Origin of the sequence: Consotaella aegiceratis, from assembly GCF_036541425.1 — a bacterium.
Classification (GTDB): Bacteria; Pseudomonadota; Alphaproteobacteria; order Rhizobiales; family Rhizobiaceae; genus Consotaella; species Consotaella aegiceratis.
In genome coordinates this window covers 1-17,997 of sequence record NZ_JAZHFT010000042.1, presented here as the reverse complement: position 1 = coordinate 17,997, position 17,997 = coordinate 1, and the positions used below count along the sequence as shown (strand labels likewise).

Below are 17,997 nucleotides of genomic sequence, written 5' to 3'. Positions count from 1 at the left end.
AACATCCCGTCTCGGCAGGTTCAGCGACGGGCTTGCTCGTCGGCAATCGCGAGAGTCGAGCGACAGAAACGCCTCATAGTGGCGAGGAAATTCTTGGGGCAGCGTGAGCAGCGGATGTTCGGCGCCGCTCGGCTCGTCCTCGAACAGGTCGACAGCAGCCCCGGCGATCGGGCCGGCTCGCAGCGCCTCGACCAAGTCGCGTTCTGCTACGATTCCGCCGTGCCGAGTTCACGAGGATCGCCGTCGGCTTCATCCTCGCCAATGCGGGTGCGTTATCCTCGCCAATGCGGGTGCGTTGTTCATGTTCGGGATCTGCATGATCAGCGGGCAGTTCAGGGTGACGATATCGACCGCCGTTCAGCCAGACATAGAACGCCGTCTCGACACCTTCGAAGGTGAGGGCCACCCGCTTGCCCCGGAGCGCTTCCCCCAGCTCGAATTCGATCAGGTAGGAGCCGTCAGCATTGGCTTCGGGAACGCTACCCTCCAACGGGTACTGGCCATTGACGTACTGGTTGCCGTCGAAACCTTGCAACTGCATGTACCCGGGACCCCGATCTCGTCCCAGTTCGATGCGTCATAGGACGGCCCGAAGAAGGCCGCGGCAAGGACGGCGTTGGACTAATCGCCGTTTCGGTCCGCGAACGACTTCGGTTCGTGCGATGTTCTGCCCCGATGACAGGCTTGAGCAGGGCAGCGTTGCCATCCTTCCAAAGCTGATTTGCACATTTATGTGGCATGATTAGATTAGCAGCACTTAGTTGTTGGCCACTCATTAGAGCGTGTTGGGTGCCTGCAAGAAATTATCCCTTGTGACACCGGCAGAAGGCACGAACTATCAGGGTCAGCAGCGGCCATGGCTCGCCGCAGATGCAACGCACCAAGACAGCAGGCACTCATGAAGTTCGGCCTCTTCAACCTCATGACGTTTCGCGACAATCCGCGCGGCATTCCCGGCGTCATCGATGATACGCGCACGATGGTCCATCTGGCCGAGGAAGCCGGGTTCGATACGGCGTGGTTCGCCGAGCACCATTTCACGAACTACTCGCTGAGCGTCTCGCCGCTGATGATGGCCTCGTTCCTGGCGGGAACCACGAAGCGCATCAAGCTCGGGCCGGCAGTGGTCGTGCTGCCGCTGCACAATCCGTTGCGCGTGGCCCAGGAAATCGCTCTGCTCGACCAGCAGACGGGTGGCCGCGCGGCGCTGGGTCTCGGCAGCGGCTACCAGCGCTACGAGTTCGATCGCTTCGGCATCGACATCGCCGCCAAGAACGAAGTGTTCCTGGAATATTGGGACGTCGTCGAACAGATGCTCAGCGAGGGCCGCGTCGAATATTCGGGCCACCACTTTACGGTGCCCGAGACTGCCTGTGCCATGCGGCCGGTCCAGGACCGGCTGCCGCTGTTCCTGACCTCGTTGCATCCGGGCATCCTGGCGCGGATGGGGCCGCTCGGCGCGGTGCCGTTCGTGTCGGGTGCCTGGGGCGGCAAGCCAGGCGCGTTGGCTGCATCGCGCGATCATGCGATCAAAGTGTGGACCGACTCTGGGCTCGATCCCGCCGCCATGCCCGTCGCCATGCAACAATATATCTGCGTCACCGATAGCGCCGACGAGGCGATGGAGGCGGCCGAGCGCGGCCGCTCCTATGCGCGCATGGTCTATGCGCTGCGCGCCTCGATCCTCGACCTGGACGGACCCCGGCTGAAGCCAGTGCCGCTGCCCGAAGAAGTGCCGCTGGAAACCTTCCGCGACAATTTCGTGATTGGTGACCCTCACCGGGTGGCGCAGCGGATCGTCGAGGACATCCGGCTGCTCGATCCCATCCACTACAACTGCTTCTTCCAGTTTGGCGACATGCCGATCGAGCGGGCACGGCGCTCGCTGGAGCGCTTTGCGGCGGAGGTCATGCCGCTAATCGAGCGCGAGGTCGGCCCGCTCGCCGAAATCGGCCGTCGGGCACCGCTTGCCAAGCCGGCCGGCGTGGCTGCCTATGCGTAGCAGGCGGAGCGGCAGCCGCGCCGGCAATGTGCCGGCGCACAGCAACGGACGACAGGAGAACGCGCTTCGATGAGCTGGCGCATCGGTGTTGATATCGGCGGAACTTTCACGGACGTTGCGATTGTCGAGGAGGGGACCGGCCGCATCGGCGTTGCCAAGGTGCCCACGACGCCGCTCGATTTCGCCGAAGGGGTGCTGGGCGGATTGAAGGCGGGGCTCGACACGGCGGACGTCGCACCCGAGGATGTCGCCCTGCTGTCGCATGCGACGACCATCGTCACCAACGCGCTGCTCGAGGGCAAGGGCGCGAAGACCGCGTTCGTCGGCACCAAGGGCTTTCGCGATCTGCTCGAACTGCGGCGCTCGATGCGCGTCGACCTCTACGACCTGTTCCAGGACCCGCCGCCGGTGCTGGTGCCGCGCCAGCACCGCTACGAAATCACCGAGCGCATCGATGCGCAGGGCGAGGTCGTTACGCCGCTGGACGAGAGCGAGGTCGGCCCCTTGATCGACGCGCTGCGCGCCAGCGGCGTCGAAACCGTGGCGGTGTCGCTGCTGTTTTCTTTCCTCAACGACGGGCACGAGCGGCGCCTCGGCGAACTTCTGCGCGCCGGGCTGCCCGGCATCGACGTGTTCCTGTCGTGCGACGTCTTGCCGGAAATCCGCGAGTTCGAACGCGCCTCGACGACGGCGGTCTGCGCCTATGTCGGTCCTCTGCTCGAAAGCTATCTGCAGCGCCTGCGTGAGGCGGTGACCTCGATCGGCCTGCCGGAGCTGCACGTGATGGGCAGTTCCGGCGGGGTCGTCGATATCAAGGAGTGCCTGCGCATGCCGGCGCAGGCCGTGGAATCCGGGCCGGCCGCCGGGGTGATTGCCGCCGCCCTCGTCGGCGAGCAACTCGGCGAGGACCGCATCATCTCCTTCGACATGGGCGGCACCACTGCCAAGGCGAGCGTCATCGTCGACGGCGAGATCGTCGTGACCGCCGATTACGAGGTCGGCGGCGCGGCCCATGCGAGCCGCTTCATCGCCGGCACGGGTCACCCGATCCGTGTGCCCGTCATCGATCTCGCCGAGGTCAGCTCGGGCGGCGGCTCCATCGCCTGGGTCGATCCGGGCGGCGCCCTGAAGGTGGGACCGCACAGCGCCGGCGCGCTGCCCGGCCCCGTCGCCTACGGCAAGGGCGGCACGCGGCCGACCGTCACCGACGCGAACGTCGTCCTCGGCTATCTCAATCCGGTCTCGCTGCTCGATGGCGCTTTGCCGATCGACCGCGGCGGCGCCGAGGCCGCGATCGTCGAGCACGTCGCCAACCCGCTGGGCCTGACGGCGGCCGAGGCGGCGGCGCGCATCATCGAGGTGGTGAACGCCAATATGGGGGAAGCGCTCAACATCGTGTCGGTGGAGCGCGGCCACGATCCGCAGGAGTTCATGATGATGGCGTTCGGCGGCGCTGGCCCGATCCATGCCATGGCTCTCGCCTCCGAGCTGCGGATTCCGCGTGTGGTCATTCCGCCGGCGCCGGGCGCCTTTTCGGCGCTGGGTCTGGTGGCCACCGACCTGAAGCGCGACTATTCGCGCACCCTCTATGCCGATCTGGCAACGCTCGACCTTGACCGTCTCATCGCGATGATGGCGGCCATGGAGGAAGAGGGGACGGCGATGCTCCAGGCGGCGCGGGTGCCGCGCGAACGGCGGGTGCTGCAGCGCTTCGCCGACGTGCGCTATCGCCGCCAGGCCTACGAGCTGACCGTGCCGATGGAAGACGGGCCGATCACGCCGGCGACGCTCCGGGCGCTTGCCCAGGCCTTCCATGCCAAGCACGAGCAGACCTACGGTCATGCCAACGACCGCGAACCGATCCAGCTCGTCAATGTGCGGCTGACCGCGCTCGGCAAGCTGCCGCCGCTGACCCTGGCGCAGCCGACGCGGCCCGAGGCCGCACGGGCCGGCGAGCGCCTGGTCTGGTTTGCTGAGACCGGTTTCGTCGCCACGCCGATCCTGTGGCGCGACGGCCTGTCGCCGGACAGCGCGGTCAGCGGCCCGGCCGTCATCGAATCGCTCGAATCGACGATCGTGGTGCCGCCCGGCTGGACCGCCAAGGTCGACGCGAACGGATTTCTCATCGCCGAGGAGCGCAGACATGCCGACGCTTGAAAGCGCCGATCTGGGTGTCGACGCCGCCCGCTTCGAGATCGTCAAGAACGCGCTGCTCGCCGCCGCCGAGGAGATGAAGATCGTCCTCGCCAAGACCGCCTATTCGCCGCTTCTGAAGTCGGCAGGGGACTATTCCTGCGGCATCTTCGACGCCAAGGGCAACATGGTGGCGCAAGGACCCGATCTGCCGGTGCATCTGGGCTCGATGCCCGACGCCGTGCGCAGCGTCGTCGCCGCCTTTCCGCAGCCGGCCGCCGGCGACGTCTACATCCACAACGACCCCTATCACGGCGGCTCGCATCTGCCGGACGTGAACGTCGTCATGCCGGCCTTCTTCGGAGACACACTGCTCGGCTATGGCTGCGTGCGCGCCCATTGGCCGGACATCGGCAGCGCCACGCCCGGCAGCTACGGCGCAGTGAACGAGATCTACGGCGAAGGCCTGCGCATGCCGCCCGTGCGGATCTACGCGAACGGCGAGCCGGATCCCAACGTCGAGGCGCTGATCTTCGCCAATGTCCGCGCGCCGTCGGAGCGCGTCGGAGACCTGCGGGCGCAGGTGGCGGCGAACCGGCGCGCGGTAACGCGCATGCAGGGCCTCGCCGACAAGTACGGCGCCGACCAGCTGCTCGCGATCATGGACCGCATTCTCGACTATTCCGAGACGATGATGCGCGCCGCCCTGCGCAACATTGCCGACGGAACCTCGATCCTGGAGGATACGATCGACGGCGACGGCATCCTCGAGCCGGGCGAGATCGAGGACGCGCAGTTCCGCGTCAAGGTGTCGATCACCAAGACGGGCGATCATATCGTCATCGATTTCGACGGCTCCGACGGCCGGGTTTCGGGACCGATGAACTCGCCGCTCACCGTAACGCGATCGGGCGTCTACGCGGCACTCAAGATGATCCTCGATCCCAACAGCCTGATTCCGCCGAATTCGGGCGCCTGGCGCCCGGTCGAGGTGCTGGCGCCCAAGGGTTGCGTGGTCAACGCCCAGGAACCGGCGGCGGTCACCTACGCCAACCACGAGATGTCGGTGCGCATCGGCGACATGATCTTCGCTGCCATGTTTAAGCTGGCACCGGGCAATGTGCCGGCCGGCTCGCACGGGACGGGCGGTGTCGTCGTGTTCGGCGGCAGCGACTACCGCACCGACGAGACCTTCATCAGTTACGAGGTGACAAAAGGCGGGTTCGGCGCCCGGCCGACCATGGACGGAATGAACGCCGTCTCGACTCCGATCGGCAACATGATGAACACGCCGGTCGAAATCCTCGAAATGAGCTTTCCCCTGCGGGTCGAGGAATACGCCCTGGTGCCTGACTCCGGCGGCGCCGGCAAGTGGCGCGGCGGCCTAGGCGTGAAGCGGCTCTGGCGGGTGCTGAAGCGCGACGTCCACTGCGCCACCTGCGCCGACCGCACGATGACGCCGCCGTTCGGGCTCGACGGCGGCCAGCCCGGCGCCACGGGCAAGATCCAGCTCGAATTGCCGGACGGCACGATGCAGCCGGTGCGTGGCAAAGGCGCCTTCATCGCTCCGGCCGAATCGATCTTGCACTTTTACGTCGCCGGCGCCGGCGGCTATGGCGCCGCGGGCGAGCGCGACCGGGCGCTCATCCGGCGCGACATCGAGGCCGGATACGTGACGCCGGCGGCGGCGGCGCGCGACTACGGGGAGGACTGGAGCAAGAACGAGACGCGGCACCAAGTCGCCGAGTGATAACCCTCACATCCCTTCAAGACGATTCATGAGGAATCTGAAGTCCATGGTTCGCCTGACACGACGTCTCACCCTTCTATCCTTCCTCGCCTGCACCGCCGCGACGGTATCGTCGCAATTCGTGGCCGCCCAATCCCGCGAGGAGACCGTGCGCTACGTCACCGGCGGCGCGATCAATACGCTCGATCCGATGATGCTCGGGGCCACCCCGCAATCGGTGCAGCTCAGCACGGGAGTCTATGATCGGCTGATCGCCTTCGATCGCAAGCCGCGCGACGACGGCTCCTATGTCTTCGTCTTCGACAAGTTGCACGGCGAACTGGCCAAGAGCTTCGACGTCAGCGAGGATGGGCTGACAATCACCTTTCACCTGCGGCCCAATGCGACCTGGCAGGACGGCTCGCCGGTGACGGCCGACGACGTCAAATGGTCTCTCGACCGTGCTGTGACCGCCGATACCATGTCGAAGGCACAGCTCAAGACGGGCTCGCTCGTCAGCCCCGATCAGTTCAAGGTGATCGACGAGCACACGGTCGAGGTCACGCTGGACAAGGCCGATCGCCTGGCTCTGCCCAACCTCGCCTCGCTTTACGCCCCCATGTACAACAGCAAGCTCGTCAAGGCGGAGGCCGGACCGGATGATCCATGGGGCGTCGAGTGGTTGCAGAGCCACACGGCGGCGAGCGGCGCCTTCATCGTGGATCGCTATGCGCCTGGCCAGCAGGTCGTGCTCAAGCGCAACGACAACTGGAAGGGCGGCGACCTGCCGGCGTTTCGGCAGGCCATCGTGCAGACTGTGCCCGAAGCCTCGACCCGCGCCAATCTGATCGAGCGCGGCGATGCCGACATCACCACCGATCTCTTGCCCGAGGACATGGTGGCGCTGCGAAAGGCGGACGGTGTCCAGGTGCTCTCTGAGCCCATGCCCACTGCCTTCGTCGCCGTGATCTTCAACACTCAGATGGCGCCGTTCGACAACGAAAAGGTTCGCCAGGCCGTCTCCCTCGCCTTGCCTTACGACGCGATGTTCCAGACGGCCGTCTCGGGCCTGGGCGGCAAGCTCTATGGTGCGTCGTGGACGGACGAGCCGCAGAACTCGGGCTATCCTCAGCCACTGCCGCTCCACACCGACGTGGACGCCGCCAAGAAGAAGCTCGCCGAGGCGGGTTATCCCGACGGTTTCGAGACGACCTTGTCCTACAGCGTGTCGCGCGCCACCTTCGCCGATCCGGCCGCCGCGCTGGTCCAGGAAGCGCTGGCCAAGATCGGCATCACCGTCAAGATCAACAAGATGCCCGATCCGCAGATGGCAGAGGCGGAGACCAACAAGACGATCCCGATGCTGATCGAGCGCTCCTACGCCATGTTCCCCTCGGCGGAATATTTCGCGCGCATCTTCATGAGCGGCGACTCCCGCTGGAACTTCTCGAGCTGGAACAACGAAGAGGTCAACGAGATGCTGCCCAAGGCGCGTTACGAGGCCGATCAGGCCAAGTACGACGCTATCGCCAAGAAGGTGATCGGCCTTGCCGCCGAGGAGGTGCCGATGGCCATGCTCTGGCAGCCGACGCAGGACGTCGTTATGTCGAAAGACCTCACCGGCTTCACGACCTGGTATCACTATTACGTCGACCTGCGCGATCTGGAGCCGAAATAGGGCAAGGCGTGCGAGCGGAGCGTCGCAATGGCCGTGAATCGACATCTGTTCGGCAATCTGCTGAGGCGCCTCGCCTCCGCCGTCCCCGCCCTGTTCGGCGTTCTCGCCGTTACCTTCGTGCTGATGCGCGTTTTGCCCGGTGATCCGGCGAGCCTGCTTGCCTCCTCGCCGTCCGCGGGGCCCGAGGAGATCGCAGTGATCCGCCACCAGCTGGGCCTCGACCGGCCGATACCGGAGCAATTCGGTCTGTATCTGTGGAATCTCGCCCATGGCGATCTCGGGCGGTCGACGACGACAGGCCAGCCGGTTGTACAGGACCTGCGCGAGCGACTGCCAGCCTCGCTGGAGCTGACATTCGCGGCGCTGTTCGTAGCGCTCGTAGTGGCGCTGCCGCTCGGCATCCTGGCGGCGCTGCGGCCAGATTCGCTGCTCGATCATGCCGTCCGCTTCCTCGGCACGATCGGCGTGGCGATTCCCACCTTCGTGGCCGGTCTGCTCCTCGTCTACGTCTTTTACTATCTGCTCGGCTGGGCTCCCGACCCGACGGGCCGGATCGACATCTTCATCATCCCGCCTGATCGCGTCACCGGATTTCTGTTGATTGACTCTCTCTTGGCGGGAGATCTCCAGGCCTTCTGGGCCGCCCTGTCTCAGCTAGTGTTACCGGTCGCCACGCTTGCCCTCTTCGTCATCGCGCCGTTGTCGCGCATCACCCGCGCCGCGATGCTGTCGGTGATGCAGAGCGACTATGTCAGGGCGGCCGAGTCCGTCGGACTTTCTCCGGCCAAGATCATCCTCGCCTATGGCCTGCGCAACGCGCTCCTTCCGGTGCTGACGATCGCGGGCACCATCTTCTCGGCGATGCTCGGCTCGAGCGTCCTGGTGGAGAAGGTCTTCGCCTGGCCGGGGGTGGCAACTTATTCAATCAATGCGCTGATGGCCGGCGACTTCGCCGCCGTTCAAGGCTTCGTCCTCCTGATGGGAACGATCTACGTTCTGGTGAACCTCTTGATCGACCTGCTCTACCCCATCGTTGATCCCCGGGTTTCCCTGGCATGAGCATGGATCAGGCGGTTCTGGAGCGCAGCGCGAGACCACGCCTTCGCTGGCGCAGATTGAACCCGCTGACGCTGGCGGCCGCCAGCGGCACGATCGTCTTCGTCTTCGTCGCCGTCTTCGCGCCCTGGCTCGTCCCCTATGACCCAATCGCTTCGAACGCGAGCGCCGCCTTGCAGCCGCCAAGCGCGGCGCATTGGGCCGGCACCGATCAGATCGGCCGCGATGTCTTCTCCCGGCTCGTTGCGGCCACGCGGCTCGACTTGGCGATCGCCGTCACCGCCGTCTCGCTCTCCTTCGTCGTCGGGGCGGTCGTCGGCGCATTTTCCGGCTATGCCGGCGGCCTCCCGGACAAGATCATTGGCCGGATCGTCGATGTGCTGATGGCATTTCCGTTGTTCGTCCTGGCAATGGCTCTGGTCGCGGCTCTCGGCAACGGCGTCGCCAACATCATCTATGCCACGGCCATCATCAACCTGCCCTTCTACATCCGGCTGTCCCGCGCCGAAGTGAACGCCCGGCGCGGCGCCGGATGGGTCGAGGCCGCCCGGCTCGCCGGCAACGGCCACGCGCGGATCGTCCTGGCCTTTCTGCTGCCCAATGTCCTGCCGGTGATGATGGTCCAGATCTCGCTCAACCTCGGCTGGGCGATCCTCAACGCGGCGGGACTGTCCTTCCTTGGCCTCGGCGTCCAGGCGCCGACCGCAGAGTGGGGCATCATGGTGGCCGAAGGCGCTCGCTTCATCGCCACCGGCAAGTGGTGGCTTGTCGCCTATCCTGGTCTAGTGCTGATGGCCGCGGTTCTATGCTTCAATCTGTTGGGCGACGGCTTGCGCGACATCCTCGATCCGCGGAGGCGGCGATGATCGACCCCGTCCTCGACATGCGCGACCTTCAGGTCGATTTCGTCACCGAGCACGGCTTGGTGCCGACGGTGCGCGGCGCATCGTTGTCGATCATGCCCGGCGAAACACTGGCGTTGGTCGGCGAGAGCGGCTCGGGCAAGACCACGGCGGCAATGGCCGCGATGGGCCTTCTGGCGCCGAACGCGAGGATCGGCGGCGGGCGAATCAGCTTGACCGGCCACGAGCTGATCGGCGCCGGCCGCAGGGAGCTGCGCGCACTGCGCGGCACCGCCATGGCGATGATCTTTCAGAACCCGCGCGCGGCGCTCAACCCGGTGCGGCCGATCGGGCGCCAGATCGCCGATCCGATTCGGGCGCATCGCGGTCTGTCGCGAGCCGAGGCCAGGCGCCGGGCGATCGAACTTCTGGCGGCCGTGCGGTTTCGCGAGCCGGAACGGTCGATCGACACTTATCCGCATCAGCTCTCGGGCGGCATGTGCCAGCGCGCGATGATCGCCATGGCGATCGCCTGCGAACCCAAGCTGCTGATCGCCGACGAACCCACCACGGGGCTTGACACGACGACCCAGACCGCCGTGATGGCGCTGCTGCGCGATCTGATCCAGGGGCGAGGCATGGGCATGCTGCTGATCACCCACGATCTCGCGCTGGCCGCCCAATACGCCGACCGCGTCGCGGTCATGCGGCAAGGTGAGATCGTCGAGGCGGCACCCGCCCTTGAGATTTTCAGAGCTCCCCGGCAGGCCTATACGCGCGCGTTGGTGGCGGCCACGCCGACCCGCGAGAGCGAGGTCGACGATCTCAGGCCGGAGGCGCTTCCCGCCCGGCCGGCCCCGGTGCGTCGCCCCGGCGATGGCCTGCTGCTCGACGTGCAGAGCCTGAGCAAGCAGTTTGATGGGGCGACGGCGGTCGACGGCGTCTCCTTCACCATGGAAGCGGGTGAAAGCCTCGGCCTTGTCGGCGAATCCGGCTCGGGCAAGAGCACGATTTCCCGGCTGGTCTGCCGCCTCGCCGATCCGAGCGGCGGCACCATTCTGTTCAAGGGTGAGGACATCGGCGGCATCGCCGAGCGCGACTTCCATCGTTCGCCGATGCGCCGCGACATCCAACTCGTGTTCCAAGACCCGACCGACAGCATCAATCCGCGATTTTCTGCCTTTGCCGCCATCGCCGATCCGCTGCGCCGCCTGCAAAAGCTGCGCGGCAGGGCGCTGCGCGCTCGCGTCGAGGAACTCGCACGGCAGGTGAATCTGCCGCAGGAGCTTCTGGACCGTAAGCCGCATCAGCTATCGGGCGGCCAGAAGGCGCGCGTCGGCATCGCCCGGGCGATCTCGGTGTCGCCGAGCCTTCTCGTTCTCGACGAACCGACGACTGCGCTCGACGTCTCTGTCCAGGCGATCATTTTGCATCTTCTGGAGCGGCTGAAGCGCGAATTGGGCCTCAGCTACCTGTTCATCAGCCACGACCTCAACGTCGTGAAGATGATGTGCGACCGCACCATCGTGCTGCGCGCCGGCAAGATCGTCGAGCAGGCGTCGAGCCGCGACATCTTCGAGGCGGCGCGTGATCCGTATACGCGGCAGCTCGTCGACGCCGTGCCGCATCTCGATCGCCGGGTTGCAGCCGCGGACGAGCACACGGCTTGTACTTCGCCCATCGCTTCTGTCGCTCAATAGGAGATGCTCATGCAGCCGAATTCGCCGCGCGCCCGCGACCGGGCCTTCGTCGTCCACCAGCAGACGAACCTGCACGACTTCGACCGCGACGGCGGCATCCTGATGACGCACGGCGACGGCATCTACGTCTTCGATGAGGACGGCAAGCGCTATCTCGAAGCGATGGCGGGCATGTGGTCTGCCTCGCTCGGCTTCAGCGAAAAGCGGCTGGCCAAAGTCGCCTACGAGCAGATGCAGGCATTGCCATTCTACCATGTCTTCCATGGCCGCGGTCACATGCCGAGCGTCGACCTGGCCGAAAAGCTGCTGTCCATCGCCCCGCGATCGGACGGCGCCGACCCCTTCACCAAGGTGATGTTCCAGTGTTCGGGCTCGGAAGCCAACGACACCGCCATCAAGCTCGCCTGGTACTATCACAACGCGATCGGTAAGCCGGAAAAGAAGAAAATCATCGGCCGGGACCGGGGCTATCACGGCTCCACCATCGCCACGGCGAGCCTGACGGGATTGCCGCCGATGCACCGCGACTACGACCTGCCGCTGCCGATCTTCCGGCACGCCGACAATCCGCACTACTATCGGCTGCACGAGGATGGGGAGAGCGAGGAGGCGTTCTCGGCCCGTATGGCCGCCAATCTGGAGCGCCTGATCCTCGACGAGGGTCCGGAGACGATCGCCGCCTTCTTCGCCGAGCCGGTGCAGGGCGGCGGCGGCGCGATCACGCCCCCGGCGCGCTACTTCGAGCTGATCCAGCCGATCCTGAAGAAGTACGACATCCTGTTCGTCGCCGACGAGGTGATCTGTGGCTTCGGCCGTACCGGCAATATGTGGGGCAGCCAAACCTACGGCCTGCAGCCGGACATGATCTCCTGCGGTAAGGCGCTGTCGGCCTCCTATCAGCCGATCTCGGCGCTGCTGCTCACCCAAAAGATCTACGATGCGATGGTCGCCGAGAGCGCCAAGCTCGGCAATTTCGCTCATGGGTTCACCTTTGCCGCCCATCCGGTCGCCTGCGCCGTGGCGCTGGCGACGCTCGAGATCTACGAAGACGACTGCATGGTCGACCGCGTGCGGGCCATTTCGCCTGTCTTTCTGGATCGTCTCGGCGCATTGCGGGCCCATCCGATGGTGGGCGACGTGCGCGGGGTCGGTCTTTTCGCGGGCGTCGAGCTGATGGCCGACGCGGCGAGCCGCACGCCCTTCGCCTCCGACTTCAAGATCGGCCTGCGCGTCCAGGAGGCGTGTCTACGCAACGGTCTGCTGGTGCGCTCGATCGGAGACCGCATTGCCTTCACGCCGCCGCTGATCATCGATGAAGCCGGCATCGAGGAGATGGTCGCGCTGTTCCGGCGCTCGCTTGACGCGGTGCAGCATGAGGTCGAAGCTGTGGCGGCGCAATGAACCGAACGCTGCCCGCACGCTCGACCCATCCGGATCGCAAACGCAGGAGGCCGGGGCCATGACGACACTGGGTCTGTTCAACCTGATGGGGCTCTACGACCACAACACATCGCCGACGTCCGTGTTGAAGACGACCGTCGACATGGTGACGATGGCGGAGGATTTCGGTTTCGACATCGCCTGGTTCGCCGAGCATCACTTCACGAACCATTCGATCTGTCCGTCCTCGCTGCTGATGGTCTCGCACAGCGCGGCAATGACCAGCCGCATCCGGCTCGGGACCGCGGTTCTGGCACTGCCGTTCCACAATCCGATCCGCCTCGTCCAGGAGGTCGCCTTCGCCGATCTCCTGACCGGAGGCCGACTCGTTCTGGGTCTGGGCACGGGCTACCAGCCCTACGAGTTCGAGCGCTTCGGCATCGAAGAAGACACGAAGATCGAACGGATGTTGGAGATCTGGGACATCCTCGAACAGGGCATGACGACGGGCCGCGTCGAATACCAGGGCGAACATTATCGGATCACCGCAAGCGAGCTGCCGATGCGCCCGTTCGGGCTGACCATGCCGCCGGTCTACGTCGCAACCCGGCGGCCCGAGGTGATCGCCCGATGCGCGCGCAGCGGCGCGACGCCGTTCATCGGCTTCGGCCATCGCGGTCTTGCTCCGGCGCTCGCCGCTCAGCGGCTTATCGCCGGCTATTGGCGGGACGCCGGAGCCGAGCCGAAGGAGATGCCGCTGGCGGTGCAGCGCTTCATCTACGTGACGGAGGATAAGGAGGACGCGCTCCACGCGGCGCGCTGCGTGCGCGACTTCGCTCGCGCCTGGGTGACGCTGCAGGGGCGCTATCTCGACAAGGAGGGACCGTTCGTCAGGCTGCTTCCCCTCAATGACGAGCCGCCGCTGGACAACTTCTTGGAGACCGCGGTGATCGGGCCTCCGGAGTATTGCGTCGAGAAACTGAAGGAGGAATTGGCGGCGATGCGCCCCTCGCACCTCTGCTGCCTGATGGGTCCCGCCGGAATCGGACGCAGCGAGACGCTCGCCTCACTCGAACGCTTTGGCACCGAGGTCGTGCCGCGGCTTGGCGACTATCTCGACGTCGCCCCCGTCGACGAACTCGCGGCCTAGCGATGAGGGATGTCTTGCCCTTGCCCGACACCCGAACGCTGAATCAACCGGCGCCGCGCGAGGCCTCGCGAGACGAACGGCGCAGCCTGCGTCTGCCGCCGCTCAACCTGTTTCGCACCTTCGACGCTGCGGCGCGGCACGCCAGCTTCCGCCTCGCGGCCGACGAACTCTGCGTGACTCCGTCGGCGGTGAGCCAGCAGATCAGACAGCTCGAGGAGTTCCTGGACACGCGGCTGTTCCGCCGGCTGACCCGTCGCGTTGAGTTGACCCGCGAGGGCAGCCAGCTCGCCGCGACGGTGCAGGAGGTGATGGCGATGCTTTCGTCGAGCTGCGAGCGGCTCTACGACCCGGGCGTGCCCTCCGTTCTCTGCATCAACGCTGTTCCCGCGTTGGCTCTGCGTTGGCTGGTTTCCCGGCTCAAGCGGTTCATGGAGGAGAACCAGCACATTAAGGTTTCGCTGCTGGCGTCCTCGGACCCTCTCGATTTCGAGCGGCAGGACGTGGACATCGGCGTCCGCTGGGGCTCGGGCAACTTCCCGGGCATGCGCGCAGAACGGCTCGCCGGCGACACGGTCTTTCCGGTGGCGAGCGCGGACTATCTGGAGCGAGTGCGCGAACCGCTCGACTTGCTCAAGGTCCCGCTCTTGCAGGCTCAGAGCGCTGTGCCGTGGGCGACCTGGTTCGAGGCGATGGACACCGGGCCCGGTTTGGCCAGCGCCGAGGTCGTTTATTTCAACGAGGTCGGGCTGATGCTTGAAGCGGCGGCTTGCGGGCAGGGGATCGCCTTGGCCTCGTCGCTTCTCGTCGAGAACGACCTGCGTTCGGGTAAGCTCATCCGGCTCTTCGACACCGCCGCGCGCGCCGAGGAGGGGTTCTACATACTGTCGTCGGAGGCGCTCGGCGAAAAGCCGCCGATCGCCCGCCTGCGCGAATGGCTGCAGCGGGAAGCCTATTTGTCGACGGAGATCGTCAATGGGCGCGTGGCGTCCGTCCCAGGCCGGCCCGAATGAGGGGGCGGCAGTGGTGGGACGCCGGCCTCCGATGCAGTCGGTGACCGCCTGATGCACCTGTTCGGGAGCCATTTCGGCACCTACGAAGTCGAGGCGGAGGCCGGCGGAGCGCCGAGGCTCGCTCCGTTTCGCTTCGATCCGTCGCCATCCGAGGTCGGCGCACGCTACCTCGACCTTGCTCGGCACGAAAGCCGTGTCCTGCATCCGATGGTGCGGCGAGGATGGCTCGAGCATCGCGACGACCTTGCCGGACGCGGGCGGGATCGCGGCCGGGATACCTTCGTCTCCGTAGGCTGGGACGAGGCGGCGTGCCTCGTTGCCGGCGAGATCGACCTGGTGCGCCGCGACCATACCAACGAGGCGATCTTCGCAGGCTCCTACGGCTGGGCGAGCGCCGGCCGCCTGCATCACGCGCAGAGCCAACTCAAGCGCTTCCTGAATCTCTGCGGCGGCTTTGTCTCTTCCGTCGGTACCTACAGCTATGGCGCTGCGACGGTGCTGCTGCCGCATATCATCGGCCGGCGGGCTGCGGGCGAGACCGACGGGCCCAGCTTCGATCTGATTGCCGAACATGCGCAGGCCGTCATAAGCTTTGGCGGGTTCCGGTTGAGCAATGCGCAGGTCGGCGCCGGCGGCGTTGGACGCCATCGCTCCCGGCAATGGCTCGAGCGGATCGTCGCGCGCGGCGCGCGCGTCATCGTGGTCAGCCCGACGCACACCGACGTGCCCACCATGCCGGGGCCGCAGGTCATCGAATTCGTGCGTATCCGCCCCAACACTGATGTTGCCCTGATGCTGGCGATGGCACACGAGATCGTCGTCGGCGGCTTGGCGCAGCGCGGCTTCATCGACCGCTATACGGTCGGCTTTGAGGCGTTTGCCGCCTATGTCATGGGCGACACGGACGGTACGCCGAAGACAGCGGACTGGGCGGCGGCCCTTTGCGGGATTCCCGCCGAGACGATCCGCGCCCTGGCCCGGACGATCGCCACCCAGCCCACCCTGCTGAATGCTGCCTGGTCACTGCAGCGTGCGCGCTACGGCGAACAGCCCTATTGGGCCATGGTTTGCCTGGCGGCGATCACCGGCCAGATCGGCCGGCCGGGCTGTGGTTTCGCGTTCGGCCTCACCGCAACCAGCGCCATCGGCCAGCCGGTGCGGCGGTTGCGCGGGCCGGCGGTGCCGCAGGGCGAGAATCCGGTCAAGACGTTCATCCCGGTGGCGCGCCTCACCGAACTGTTAGAGCAACCCGGCGAGACGCTCGATTTCGACGGTTGCAAGCTAGCACTGCCGGACATCCGTCTGGTCTATTGGGCCGGCGGCAATCCGTTCCACCATCATCAGGACCTGAACCGCCTGGCAAACGCCTGGCGGCGCCCGGAAACGGTGATCGTCAACGAATCGATGTGGACCGCTACGGCGCGTCATGCCGACATCGTTCTGCCCGCCAGCCTGCCGTTCGAGCGCAACGATCTGGTGGTTGCCTCGAAGGACGCGTGGATCGTCGCGAGCCGGCAGGTGATGCCGCCGCCGGCCGATGTGATGAATGATCGCGACATCTTTGCTCGGCTGGCGCGCGAATTCGGATTCGAGACGGCGTTTCTGGACGGTCGCGATGAGGCGGCGTGGCTGCGGAGCCTCTACGAAGGCTATCGCGAGACGTATCCGGAGCTGCTCGACTTTGAAACGTTTTGGGACCGAGGATACGCAGCGCTCGACCCGGATCGCGACGCGCCCGCGCCCTTCGTGCCCTTCGCCGACTTCATCGCCGATCCGACCGGGCGGCCGCTCGACACGCCGAGCGGCCGCGTCGAACTCGCCTCGACCGCGATCGCCGCGATGAACTATCCCGATATGCCGGGCCATCCAGTTTGGCGGTCGCCCGAAGAATCGTTCGCAAGCGCCGCAGTGGGCCCCGGCCAGCTTCATCTTCTGTCGCCGCAGCCCGGCCACAGGCTGCACAGCCAGCTCGAATGCGCTAGGGTGAGCACCGAGGCGAAAGTCGATGGCCGGGAGGTGGCGTTCGTCAATCCGGGCGAAGCCGAGCGCCGCGGTCTGGTCGACGGCCAGCTTGCCGAGATCTACAACGACCGCGGCTGCTGCCTCGTCGCCTTGCGGACCAGCCGAGAGGTGGAGCCGGATCTCGTCGTCCTGCCGACGGGAAGCTGGTTCGATCCCGTCATCCTGCCGGACGGCTCCCTCGTGGATCTGGGCGGCAATCCGAACACGCTGACCTCTATTCGCCCGACGTCGAGCCTGGCGCAAGGGTCGGCGCCCAACAGCTGCCTCGTCGAGATTCGACCTGCCCGCCCGGAAACCATCCGAGCGCTGTCGTCGTCGCGTCAATAACGACCATTTGGTGCGAGCGGCCCGAACCGGCCGCACTCGCCAAGGCTCAGCCGCCTGCCTCTGCGGGCTGCCGTTCCGTCAGCAGCTGGAGCGAGCGGCGGAAGACCGCGATCACCTCGGGCAGTTCCAAATTGGCCCTGTCGTTGGTGAGCAACGTCTCGTGACCGCCGAACCAGGTGTCGAGCAGGAAATAACACTTCACGACGTGATAGGCGTCCATCGACTGCAGCACTGGCCGCAGGGCGTAGTCGAGGGCGAGGACATGCGCGAGCGTGCCGCCTGTGGCCAGTGGCAGGACGGATTTGCCGCGCAGCGCGTATTGCGGCAGCGCGTCGAGAAACACCTTCAGAAGGCCGGAAAACGACGCCTTGAAGATCGGAGTGACGATGACGACGCCATCGGCGGACGCCACTGTCTCCACCGCGCGGGCCAACGCGGGCTCGCCGAGATCGGCCGACAGAAGCGCCTGGGGCGGGAGGTCGGCTATACGGATGTGCGAGGCGGCGATCCCCTCGGCGCGCAGCTCGGCATTGACGTGTTCGGCGAGCCGGGCCGTGCGCGATCGCTCCGAAGGGCTCCCTGAGATCGTTACGACACGCATGCTGTACCTCGATTGACCGAAGATGAGAAAGACCACCGCGATATTGCGTAGCGCAAGGCGACCCGACAAACGGCGAATGATCGTCTGCCGTTAAACGAGGCTAATGTGGCATTGACGACCCGCGCGCTGCGATATCAGCTCTTTGTCGGCCGCCGATTCAGATTGCGCCAGATCCTCAAAATAGTTCGCTTCGCAAGCAACTTGGGCAATCAAAACCGCGCCGAGTTTGGCGGAGCTCCAATAATCGATCGCTCGTCGGCCGAGTGAACTCGGCCAGCAATCGTAGCTCTTGCTTGATCCGCAAAAGCCAGAAGCACGGGATCAACTTGTCAACGAGGAGGTCGATCGACACCGTGGTCGACGTCGG

General features: G+C 65.9%; 13 protein-coding genes and 2 pseudogenes. 11 read left to right on the top strand and 4 right to left on the bottom strand.

Annotation, left to right across the window (positions count from 1 at the left end; genetic code table 11):
- Positions 1-105 precede the first annotated feature (105 nt).
- Positions 106-213, bottom strand: a pseudogene (locus SMD10_RS25630) (NAD(P)-dependent oxidoreductase); the annotation flags it as partial.
- A 199-nt stretch (positions 214-412) separates the two neighbouring features.
- A pseudogene (locus SMD10_RS25680) lies at positions 413-541 on the bottom strand (hypothetical protein); the annotation flags it as partial.
- Between the two features lie 357 nt (positions 542-898).
- On the opposite strand from SMD10_RS25680, the gene SMD10_RS20640 reads away from it, so the two are divergent.
- The 11 genes from SMD10_RS20640 (at position 899) to SMD10_RS20590 (ending at position 17,029) form a co-directional block, all read left to right on the top strand.
- The gene (locus tag SMD10_RS20640) at positions 899-2,002 is read left to right on the top strand and encodes an LLM class flavin-dependent oxidoreductase (protein WP_331687628.1); all 1,104 of its coding nucleotides are present in this window, start codon (positions 899-901) and stop codon (positions 2,000-2,002) included.
- A 69-nt stretch (positions 2,003-2,071) separates the two neighbouring features.
- On the top strand, positions 2,072-4,159 hold the full coding sequence (locus SMD10_RS20635; RefSeq protein ID WP_331687627.1) for a hydantoinase/oxoprolinase family protein: 2,088 nt from the start codon (positions 2,072-2,074) through the stop codon (positions 4,157-4,159).
- Positions 4,146-5,885, top strand: a complete 1,740-nt coding sequence (locus tag SMD10_RS20630; protein ID WP_331687626.1) for a hydantoinase B/oxoprolinase family protein — start codon at positions 4,146-4,148, stop codon at positions 5,883-5,885. Before SMD10_RS20635 ends, SMD10_RS20630 begins: the two co-directional genes overlap by 14 nt.
- 28 nt (positions 5,886-5,913) lie before the next feature.
- Positions 5,914-7,542 (top strand): ABC transporter substrate-binding protein, encoded by a 1,629-nt coding sequence (locus SMD10_RS20625; protein ID WP_331687625.1) that lies wholly within the window; start codon positions 5,914-5,916, stop codon positions 7,540-7,542.
- Between the two features lie 27 nt (positions 7,543-7,569).
- Positions 7,570-8,601 (top strand): ABC transporter permease, encoded by a 1,032-nt coding sequence (locus tag SMD10_RS20620; protein ID WP_331687624.1) that lies wholly within the window; start codon positions 7,570-7,572, stop codon positions 8,599-8,601.
- A 2-nt stretch (positions 8,602-8,603) separates the two neighbouring features.
- Positions 8,604-9,464 carry an ABC transporter permease gene (locus tag SMD10_RS20615; protein WP_331687640.1) on the top strand — a complete coding sequence of 287 codons (861 nt, stop codon included), beginning with the start codon at positions 8,604-8,606 and terminating at the stop codon, positions 9,462-9,464.
- Positions 9,461-11,140: an ABC transporter ATP-binding protein gene (locus SMD10_RS20610; RefSeq protein WP_331687623.1), complete on the top strand. Its 1,680-nt coding sequence runs from the start codon at positions 9,461-9,463 to the stop codon at positions 11,138-11,140. The genes SMD10_RS20615 and SMD10_RS20610 overlap by 4 nt, the downstream gene beginning before the upstream one ends.
- A 3-nt stretch (positions 11,141-11,143) precedes the next feature.
- Positions 11,144-12,541, top strand: a complete 1,398-nt coding sequence (locus tag SMD10_RS20605; RefSeq protein ID WP_432757287.1) for an aminotransferase — start codon at positions 11,144-11,146, stop codon at positions 12,539-12,541.
- Between the two features lie 58 nt (positions 12,542-12,599).
- Positions 12,600-13,670 carry an LLM class flavin-dependent oxidoreductase gene (locus tag SMD10_RS20600; protein ID WP_331687621.1) on the top strand — a complete coding sequence of 357 codons (1,071 nt, stop codon included), beginning with the start codon at positions 12,600-12,602 and terminating at the stop codon, positions 13,668-13,670.
- 20 nt (positions 13,671-13,690) lie between these two features.
- Positions 13,691-14,680, top strand: coding sequence for a LysR substrate-binding domain-containing protein (locus tag SMD10_RS20595; protein ID WP_331687620.1), 990 nt, complete (start codon positions 13,691-13,693; stop codon positions 14,678-14,680).
- 51 nt (positions 14,681-14,731) lie between these two features.
- Complete coding sequence (locus SMD10_RS20590) at positions 14,732-17,029, top strand: molybdopterin-dependent oxidoreductase (protein WP_331687619.1); 2,298 nt, start codon at positions 14,732-14,734, stop codon at positions 17,027-17,029.
- 46 nt (positions 17,030-17,075) lie between these two features.
- On the opposite strand, the gene ssuE is transcribed toward SMD10_RS20590, so the two are convergent.
- Both ssuE and SMD10_RS20580 read right to left on the bottom strand, forming a co-directional pair.
- The gene (gene ssuE / locus SMD10_RS20585) at positions 17,076-17,630 is read right to left on the bottom strand and encodes an NADPH-dependent FMN reductase (RefSeq protein WP_331687618.1); all 555 of its coding nucleotides are present in this window, start codon (positions 17,628-17,630) and stop codon (positions 17,076-17,078) included.
- A gap of 175 nt (positions 17,631-17,805) precedes the next feature.
- A partial coding sequence (locus SMD10_RS20580; RefSeq protein ID WP_331687617.1) for a hypothetical protein occupies positions 17,806-17,997 on the bottom strand: 192 nt, incomplete at its 5' end.